The organism is Candidatus Infernicultor aquiphilus (assembly GCF_002784285.1).
GTDB lineage: Bacteria > Atribacterota > Phoenicimicrobiia > Phoenicimicrobiales > Phoenicimicrobiaceae > Infernicultor > Infernicultor aquiphilus.
Genome location: NZ_PFKO01000295.1, coordinates 2448 through 11123, shown reverse-complemented (window position 1 = coordinate 11123; position 8676 = coordinate 2448). Strand labels below are relative to the sequence as shown.

Below are 8676 nucleotides of genomic sequence, written 5' to 3'. Positions count from 1 at the left end.
TTTTCATTGGTGCCTCGCTCCCAAGGTGAATGTGGATGCGCAAAGTAAACCTGAATCTGCGTGCTCTTGGTAAAAAGTTTATGTTCTGCCATTTCCTGGCCTTGGTCATAGGTTAGAGAACGCTTTAAGCCTTTGGGAAGATGCTTAAATTCTTTAGCGAAAGCTTTTCGTACGGTGGTAGTAGCTTTATCTTTAAGCTGAACTAAGAAGGTTATAAGGGTGGTTCGTTTTAACTAAAGTACCCAAAGCAGAACCATTATTATGTCCCATGATAAGATCGCCTTCCCAATGGCCTGGAATGATCCGATCGGCAACTTCAGCAGGACGTTCTTCAATACTTAGATAGTCTTGAATAGAGGCGCAATTCTTACGGGACTTGCCTCCGCGTGGACGGCGGTTGATATGATGGCGCCGTAAACATTTAACTAATTCTTTACGTAAGGTCCCTCGCGGCTGAACATATAAATACGAATAGATACTTTCATGCGAGATTTGCATTGTCATATCTATAGGATACAATATTTTTAGGCGTTTAGCAATCTGTTCTGGTGACCATAATTGGTCCAGGTGTTCAAGAACGTAGTGTTTTAACGGTAGATTGATATCCATTTTTCGGTTTTTACGGGCAAGATGAGTTAACTTAATAGCACGATGATGAGCTTTAACCGCTCTGTAAACTTGCCCGTTGGCAGTGTTACGGTTGACTTCGCGACAGATGGTACTAGATGATCGGCCAAGAGATAGCGCAATATAGCTTTTACTTAACCCTTGGGCTACTCCAAGGCTGACCTCTTCACGTTCATTAATACTTAACTGAGAAAAATGGGCCATATGCAACTCCTTTCTTTTAGTATATTTATTTTAGTATATTATACCAAAGTTAAGTGTTGCATTTGCAACTTGAGCCTAAGCTGTCCCCATTATTTATGGACAATAAATCTAAAAAACAAAAACACCAAACTCCCGCTAGTATTAAACAAAGAAGAGGTTGAAAAAATTCTTAATTTAGTACATAATATTAAGCATAAAGCAATTTTGGGAGTAAACAAGATAAGCGAAAGTTCAAAAAAGAAAGGAGATGTCTAACATGAATACCTTAGGTTGGATAATGATGGTGGTTGGACTTATCTACATTGCGGTATGCTTTGGCAAGATAGCAGCCAAGCACGGTAAGAACCCGATTCTTTTTGGGATACTATCTATCATTTCGCCGATAAACCTGATTATTTTAGGTTACTGGGCCTTCTCAGATTTTGAAAGCCAGAAAAAGGCGTGAGTGTTCGCCAGGAAAAAAAGAAAAGATTTGAGGAGAAGATTTAAAAGGACCATAAAATAAGTGCAATCATTCAATCCTTCCATATTCTTTTAAACCACCGATACAACCATTCATTAGCCAGTTTTCTATTTTCAAAAAACATGAATTGGATTTCAGGAAAATTTACATATAGATCAGCCAGGATATCTGCGGTATAGGAAGGGCGATAAAAGAGATTCTTTTTAGGATTTATAAAATCTGAATAAGGAGAGTCAAAAATAACTGCTTTATATTTGTATTGCTTTAATTCCTCCAGGGAAGATTTGAAGATGTCATAACCCCTTATCTCATGAAGAAAATTATCCATAGTCTTTTTTTCTGCCACCGCTATAATCTTTTTATCTTTTATTAAAGCATAATCTCCTACTGGTAAATTTTCTCTTTTGGTAAGGGCATTGGCAAATTTATAAGGATAACGTTCTCTTTGGTCAATAATTATTTCCATTTGTTCCTTTTTCCCGCCTTGAGGGATATAAGCTCCTGCTCCTCTCATTTTCATTGCGGATTGAGTTATCCAAAATATTTGTTCATAATAATCACCCGGTCTGGTCTTGTATTCTTTTTTTAAGAAAATAAACCAGCATCTTCTTTTCGTTTTTCTATCCAGAATAAGATTTAACTTCTTCCCAAATCTTTTAAATAAAATAATATTACATTCTTCCACCGGTTCAGTATCTTCAATTTTTTCCTGATGGAGATATCCTTCAGAGATACAGAAAATCTTTTTACCGGGACCAGGCCATCTGGCTTGAACTTTTAAGATTAGAAATTCGTTGGGTTTTTCTTCTAAATAAATTTTGTAGGGAAATTTTTCTTCATTGGTTTTATAAAGCAGCCAGCGTAAATTATTTTCCATTTTATTTTTTCCATTTTATTGTGGTATTATAAATCTCAACTTTAGCTCCAGTGGCTAAATTATATAATAAATTATTGGAGTATTCAATAATTGCTTAAAAGGAATAACTGAGATATATTATTAGATAGTTTTTTTAAGAGGAGAGGTTGTGGTAACAGAATAAATTAGGTGGTAATTTAATTTGATTAATGGTAAGTTGATAACTTATTAAAAGATTGATAAAATGTAAGTTAGGAAAAGATAAAAGGAGTGATTGAAGTTAATACATTTTTTGTGGAGACCCATACTCATCTTGATTTAATAAAAAGAGATACCGAGGAGGTAGTCAAAGAGGCAGAAGAAAAGGGAGTAACTAAGATGGTTACTGTAGGTACTGACTTATCTTCCAGTAAAATTGCCCTGGAGTTTACCTCTCGTTTTAGGGGAGTTTATGCGGCTATTGGTTTTCATCCTAATGAGATTAAAATTTTAGATGAGCAGAAATTAATAGAGTTAGAGAAGTTAGCTAAAAATTTAAAGGTAGTAGCTATTGGAGAGATAGGCTTGGATTATTACCGTAATCCTAATAGCGCGCCTGGTCAGTTGGAAGCTTTTAAGAAACAGATAAATTTGGCTCGGAAATTAAATCTGCCTCTTATTATTCACGATCGAGAGGCGCATCAGGATACCTTAAAGATCCTGGCTGAGGAGGCTAAAGGATTAAAAGTTTTATTACACTGTTTTTCCGGGGATTTAAATCTGGCCGAGGTAGGTATAGAGCGAGGATATTATTTAGGGATAGGAGGAGTAGTTACTTTTAATAATGCAAAAAAACTAAAAGCGGTGGTAGGAGACGTCCCTATAGAAGATCTGGTTTTAGAAACTGATTCACCTTATCTGACTCCTGATCCTTTTCGAGGAAAACCCAATGAACCAAAGTATATCCCTCTAATTGCCGAAAAGATTGCGGAAATAAAAGGAATTAGCCTGAAAGAAGTAGCCGAAATTACTTCTCGTAATGCTCAGAATTTTTTTGGGATTTAGGATTATTATAATGATTCTCTAATTTTAAATTTAGAAAAGGAAAAAATACTTTGACCGAAAGATTGTATTATCAGGATTCTTATCTTAAGGAATTTAAAGCTCGGATTATAAAGAAAGTGAGAATAGATGATCAGCCAGCAGTTGTTTTAGATAGAACTGCTTTTTATCCGACCTCTGGCGGTCAACCCTATGATAGGGGAGTTATCCAGGAGGTCTTGGTTGTTGAAGTGATAGAAGAAGGTAAAGAGATAATTCATATTTTAAAAGAAGAGTTAAAAGAGGAGATAAATTCTGAAGTAATTGGAAAGATAGATTGGGAGAGAAGATTTGACCATATGCAGCAACACTTAGGACAGCATATTTTATCTGGGGCTTTGATTAAAATATGGGATCTGGAGACCGTATCTTTTCATTTAGGAGAAGAAGTTTGCACTTTAGATATTATAAAAGAAGAGTTAACCGAAAAAGAAGTTAAAAAAGCAGAAGAATGTGCTAATGAGGTCATCTTTGAGAATAGGCCAGTAAAGTGTTATTTTGTAGAAGGAGAAGAGGAATTAAAGAGATTAAATTTGAGGAAGATGCCGGAGAGAAAGGGAAAAACCAGGATAGTAGAGGTGGAGGATTTCGACCTTTCTGCCTGCGGAGGGACTCACTGTCGAACGAGCGGAGAAGTGGGTATGATTAAAGTTACTAAGTGGGAGAAAAGAGGAGAGAATATTCGCCTGGAATTTATCTGTGGCTGGCGTTCTTGGGAAGATTATTCCTGGAAAAATGAATTGATAAAAAATATTTCCCATAGACTTACGGTTAAAGATTCTGAATTGGATGAAGTGATAGAGAGAATATTAGAGGAAAGAAAAGAGATTAGGAAAGAATTAAAAGATTTTAAAGAAAAATTACAGGATTATGAAGCCTTGGATTTACTCCATAATGAAGTAATCATAAAGGATAATATAAAAGTTATAAATAAGCTCTTTGAAGATAAAACTGTAGATGAGTCAAGGAGATTAGCTAATAAGATTATAAATTTAGAAGAATGTGTCTTGTTATTTGGTATAAAAAGAGAAAGAGCTAATCTGTTATTGGCCAGGTCGGAGACTTTAAATTATGATATGAACAGGTTAATGGAAGAAGCTTGTAAATTCATTAATGGTAAAGGGGGAGGAACTCCCAATTTTGCTCAAGGTGGTGGAACAAACAGGGGAGGAATTGATAAGGCTCTGAATTTTGCCTTAGAGCATTTTCAAGATTTTATCATAAAAAATGTGACAAAAAACGTGTCAAAGGACCGTCCCTTGACAAGGTTAGGAAAAAATGAGAAAAAATAAATTAGTTCTTGCGATAATTTTTCTTTTAATAATAATAGGTTTTTTATGGATAAGTATTAATTCTTTTGCTACAGAAAGAGATTTAGCTAAAGAACAGCAATTAGGTAAGAAATTATCTATAGATATTGAGAAGAAATATGAAGTAGTCGAGGATTTAAATCAAAATTTATCCATTACCGAGATTGGTAATAAATTAGCCAAAGCTTCTGAGTTGGAAGGGATGAAATATCACTTCAAGATATTAAAAATAGACGGACCTAATGCCTTTTCTATCCCCGGCGGATATATTTATGTAACTTATGATCTTTTTGATTATATTCAATCAGATGATGAGCTTGCCGGGATTTTAGCTCATGAAATTGCTCATATAATTCATAATCATGCTTTAAAGCAGACCAGAGATAATACTAAATATAATCTACTCACTATTTTAGCTGTTCTTTTAACCAGGGAGCCAGATGTAGCTTTATTAGGGAAGTTAACTACTATAACCTTTCTTAATCAGTATAGCCGGGATTACGAAGAAGAAGCAGATTTAACTGCCATTGATCTTTCCATTAAAGTAGGATATAACCCGGTAGGCTTTTTGACTTATTTAGAAAGACAATATACCAGAGAAATGTTCAAACCTTCGGTGGATTTAGGAATATTTCAGACTCATCCTGATACTAAAGATCGGGTTGCTTATGTGAAAGAAACACTTGAGGAGAAGGGGATAGAGATCGACAAGCGAGCTACTACCAATTACCTTAAAGTAAATATAAAATATATATATGAGAGGTCTTTTTGTACTGGCACTATTTATATTGATAATATCTCTATCTTAAATTTATCATTTCCAAAAAACCATGAAATTTACCTTAAGATGATAGAGGCTACTCAAAACCTGGATAAATTTCTTACTGTAGATTTATCTCCTTATGAAATAAATATTTTTATAGAGGGGACTACCTCTACACTTCTGATTCGTAATGATAAAATAATCTCCTTAGATGATTCAGAGACTGCATTGTTAAATAAATCATCCAGAGAAGTATTAAGTGAAACGAAGGATAAAATTAGGAGAGCCCTCTGGGAATTTAAACTTAGTCAGCCTTTTTAAAGAAAATAAAAATATAAAATAAGTAAAAGAGGGAATAATAAAAGATAGAGAAAGGTTTATAAAAGAATATAATAGAGTGTAAATTGTAAAAGAATTATTATTGGAGTAAATAATAAAATAAATAAAGATATTAAATATTATCCTAAATAAGCTTTAATTACTTTGGGGTTTTTCGCAACCTCAGAAGTAGGACCTTCTAAAATAATATTTCCTGTTTCTAAGACATAGGCCCGATGGGCGATCTCTAAAGCCATATGGGCATTCTGTTCTACCAATAAAATAGTAGTGCCTTCAGCATTTGCCTGTCTTATTACTCGGAATATATCTTGAACTAAAAGGGGGGCTAATCCCATAGAAGGTTCATCTAACAACATAAGTTTAGCTCGAGCCATTAATCCGCGACCCAAGGCTAACATCTGTTGTTCTCCTCCTGATAGGGTCTCTCCTAGTTGATGTCTTCGTCCTTTTAATATAGGGAATAGATCATACACTTTTTCTAAGTCTTCCTGAATAGCTATTTTATCTTTTCTTCCCCAGGTAGCAAGTTCTAAATTTTCCTGAACTGTAAGTGGTCCAAAAATTATTCTTCCTTCTGGGACATGGATTATACCCCTTTTTACCAAATCATATGCTGGTACCGATAACAAGTCTTCATTTAAAAAAGTAATGCTTCCTCCTTGAGGTTTAAGAAGGTTAGAAATGGTGCGTAAAGTAGTTGATTTACCAGCCCCGTTTGCTCCAATTAAGGTAACTATTTCACCTTCTTTTACTTCGAAGGAGATTCCTTTAAGGGCTCGAATTGGTCCATAAGATACCTCTAAATTATGAACTTTTAACATCTTTTTTTTCTTCTCCTAAATAAGCTTCTATTACTTTCGGGTTTTTTTGTACTTCCAGAGGAGTCCCCTCTGCAATCTGGACTCCAAAATCCATTACCATAATTCTTTCACAAATTCCCATTACAAATTGCATATGATGTTCTATTAAGAAAATAGTTAATTGAAAATCTTCCTTGATCTTTTTAATTAATTCCATTAATTTGATAGTTTCATAAGGGTTCATTCCAGCTGCCGGTTCATCAAGTAGAAGTAAACTTGGTTTAGTCGCTAAAGCTCGGGCTATTTCTAATTTTCTCTGTTCGCCATAGGGGAGGCTTCCCGCTGGGTTATGGTAATAAGTATGTAAATCAAAAAGTCGCAGCAATTCCATAGCTTGTTTATTCATTTCCTCTTCCTCACGATGATAATTTTCATCTCTTAGTATGCCTGAGAAGATACTATAGTGAGTACGAAAGTGATAGGCAATGATAATATTTTCTAAAACACTAAGGTTTGGGAAAATACGGATATTTTGAAAAGTACGGACAATTCCTTTTTGAGTAATTTTATGGGAAAGAAGCCCTCCGATATTCTCTTCTTGAAAAATAACTTCTCCAGAAGTAGGAGGGTATATCCCGGTGAGCACGTTAAATACAGTAGTTTTACCTGCTCCATTGGGCCCAATTAGGCCAACTAACTCATCCTTTTTAATTTGGGTATTAAATTTTTCCACCGCTTTTAGACCGCCAAAGTAACAGCATAAATCTTTTAATTCTAAAATCACCACTTAATTTACCTCTTTCCTTTTGGGGACCAAAAATGAAAATTCACGATTACCAAAGATACCATCCGGTTTCCTTAACATTAATATAATTAAAAGTAAGGGGTAGATGACCATTCTCCATTGTTGAAAGTTAATTACTCTTAAAAATTCTGGAAAAATAGTAAGTCCAGTTGCAGCCAGAATAGAACCAGTAATACTTCCCATTCCACCAGCATAAAGGTAAATAAGGTAATCAATTGATTTTATGAAGCTGAAATTGTCAGGGTGAATAAATCTTAAGACATGAGCAAAGAGTCCGCCCCCGACACCAGCAAAAAAAGCACTTAAGCTGAAAGCGATAATTTTATACCGAGTAGTATTAATGCCCATAGTCTCCGCGGCAACTTCGTTTTCCCTTATAGAAAGACAAGCTCTACCATGAGTAGAGTAAATAAAATTACGCATAATTATAACTGATAATATAGAAATAACATATACTAACCAAAATTTAGAAAGGGCTGGTATGGTTGATAATCCTCGGGGACCACTTATTTTTGCAATGGTTTCAGAGTATTGAACTAAGCCTATCTGTCTTAAAAAAGCGGAAATTTCATCAGAAGCGCGGACAATTGAGCGAACTACTTCACCAAAGGCTAAAGTAACTATGGCTAAATAGTCACCTTTTAATTTTAAAGTGGGGAGTCCGATGAGATATCCAGCAATTGCGGCAATTAATCCTCCCATAATTAGAGAAAAAATAAAAAGTGCTAATTGGGGGAAATAAGCCATTTTTGCTGCCTTAAATAGAATAGTAGTAAAATAAGCTGAAGTGTATGCCCCGATACACATAAAACCAGCGTGGCCAATCGAAAATTGTCCGGTGAATCCGTTGATTAAGTTTAAGCTTACAGTCATTATAATATTTATTAAAGCAAACATAAGGATTTGCATATAATAACGGTTAAGAAGGCGAGGAACAATTGGAATAGTACCATTAAGTATTTCAATTAATAAATAAACCAGAACGGTTATTAATATAAATTTATAATATTCTTTGATTAGATTAATAATTTTTTTTATAATTTTCATCAGTTTATACCTTTTCTTTGGTGAATTTTCCTAAAAGTCCTGCCGGTTTAAATATTAAAACTACGATCAGGATTACAAAGGCAATACCGTAGCCAAAATTGGAATTAATAGAAGTAGCAAAGGTTTCGGAGATACCCATTACATAACTTCCTAACATAGCTCCCGGGATACTTCCAATACCTCCTAAAACTGCGGCGATAAAGGCTTTAAGGCCGGGCCAGATTCCTAAATAGGGTGATTGTAATTGCCCATAAGTAAGTGCAAATAATGTACCTGCCGCAGCAGCAAGTGAAGTTCCTATCCCAAAAGTTATAGTTATAATTTTGTTTATATTTATACCCATCATCAGGCAGGCATCTTTATGAAAAGCTACTGCCCGCAT

Annotated in this window: 11 protein-coding genes; 4 read left to right on the top strand and 7 right to left on the bottom strand. The window is 34.7% G+C overall.

From position 1 onward, the window contains the following. Nucleotides 1-215: IS30 family transposase (locus tag COZ07_RS08175; protein WP_406608074.1), on the bottom strand; the 215-nt coding region annotated here is incomplete at its 3' end. Beyond that, nucleotides 193-831, bottom strand: coding sequence for an IS30 family transposase (locus tag COZ07_RS08170; protein ID WP_406608072.1), 639 nt, complete (start codon nt 829-831; stop codon nt 193-195). The genes COZ07_RS08175 and COZ07_RS08170, both read right to left, overlap by 23 nt. A gap of 256 nt (nt 832-1087) precedes the next feature. On the opposite strand from COZ07_RS08170, the gene COZ07_RS08165 reads away from it, so the two are divergent. Then, the gene (locus tag COZ07_RS08165; protein ID WP_406608071.1) at nt 1088-1276 is read left to right on the top strand and encodes a hypothetical protein; all 189 of its coding nucleotides are present in this window, start codon (nt 1088-1090) and stop codon (nt 1274-1276) included. 70 nt (nt 1277-1346) lie between these two features. On the opposite strand, the gene COZ07_RS08160 is transcribed toward COZ07_RS08165, so the two are convergent. Beyond that, the gene (locus COZ07_RS08160) at nt 1347-2171 is read right to left on the bottom strand and encodes an ERCC4 domain-containing protein (RefSeq protein ID WP_406608070.1); all 825 of its coding nucleotides are present in this window, start codon (nt 2169-2171) and stop codon (nt 1347-1349) included. A 249-nt stretch (nt 2172-2420) separates the two neighbouring features. On the opposite strand from COZ07_RS08160, the gene COZ07_RS08155 reads away from it, so the two are divergent. The 3 genes from COZ07_RS08155 to COZ07_RS08145 are packed head-to-tail and all read left to right on the top strand — an operon-like array spanning nt 2421 to nt 5624. Continuing rightward, nucleotides 2421-3194: a TatD family hydrolase gene (locus COZ07_RS08155; RefSeq protein ID WP_406608069.1), complete on the top strand. Its 774-nt coding sequence runs from the start codon at nt 2421-2423 to the stop codon at nt 3192-3194. A 50-nt stretch (nt 3195-3244) separates the two neighbouring features. Then, nucleotides 3245-4522 carry an alanyl-tRNA editing protein gene (locus COZ07_RS08150; protein ID WP_406608068.1) on the top strand — a complete coding sequence of 426 codons (1278 nt, stop codon included), beginning with the start codon at nt 3245-3247 and terminating at the stop codon, nt 4520-4522. Continuing rightward, complete coding sequence (locus tag COZ07_RS08145) at nt 4509-5624, top strand: M48 family metallopeptidase (protein WP_406608067.1); 1116 nt, start codon at nt 4509-4511, stop codon at nt 5622-5624. Before COZ07_RS08150 ends, COZ07_RS08145 begins: the two co-directional genes overlap by 14 nt. A 137-nt stretch (nt 5625-5761) precedes the next feature. Here the strand turns inward: COZ07_RS08145 and COZ07_RS08140 are convergent, their stop codons facing one another. The 4 genes from COZ07_RS08140 to COZ07_RS08125 form a co-directional block, all read right to left on the bottom strand. Continuing rightward, a complete protein-coding gene (locus COZ07_RS08140) occupies nt 5762-6463 on the bottom strand; it encodes an ABC transporter ATP-binding protein (RefSeq protein ID WP_406608066.1) in 702 nt (233 codons plus the stop codon). Continuing rightward, nucleotides 6447-7229, bottom strand: a complete 783-nt coding sequence (locus COZ07_RS08135; RefSeq protein ID WP_406608065.1) for an ABC transporter ATP-binding protein — start codon at nt 7227-7229, stop codon at nt 6447-6449. Before COZ07_RS08135 ends, COZ07_RS08140 begins: the two co-directional genes overlap by 17 nt. Beyond that, nucleotides 7230-8294, bottom strand: coding sequence for a branched-chain amino acid ABC transporter permease (locus tag COZ07_RS08130; protein WP_406608064.1), 1065 nt, complete (start codon nt 8292-8294; stop codon nt 7230-7232). 4 nt (nt 8295-8298) lie between these two features. Then, the coding region (locus COZ07_RS08125; protein ID WP_406608063.1) for an ABC transporter permease subunit at nt 8299-8676 on the bottom strand (378 nt) is incomplete at its 5' end.

Bases quoted from the DNA above. Each gene is read 5' to 3' on its own strand.
- COZ07_RS08170 (WP_406608072.1), bottom strand. From the start codon at position 831: ATGGCCCATTTTTCTCAGTTAAGTATTAATGAACGTGAAGAGGTCAGC.
- COZ07_RS08165 (WP_406608071.1), top strand. From the start codon at position 1,088: ATGAATACCTTAGGTTGGATAATGATGGTGGTTGGACTTATCTACATT.
- COZ07_RS08160 (WP_406608070.1), bottom strand. From the start codon at position 2,171: ATGGAAAATAATTTACGCTGGCTGCTTTATAAAACCAATGAAGAAAAA.
- COZ07_RS08145 (WP_406608067.1), top strand. From the start codon at position 4,509: ATGAGAAAAAATAAATTAGTTCTTGCGATAATTTTTCTTTTAATAATA.
- COZ07_RS08140 (WP_406608066.1), bottom strand. From the start codon at position 6,463: ATGTTAAAAGTTCATAATTTAGAGGTATCTTATGGACCAATTCGAGCC.
- COZ07_RS08130 (WP_406608064.1), bottom strand. From the start codon at position 8,294: ATGAAAATTATAAAAAAAATTATTAATCTAATCAAAGAATATTATAAA.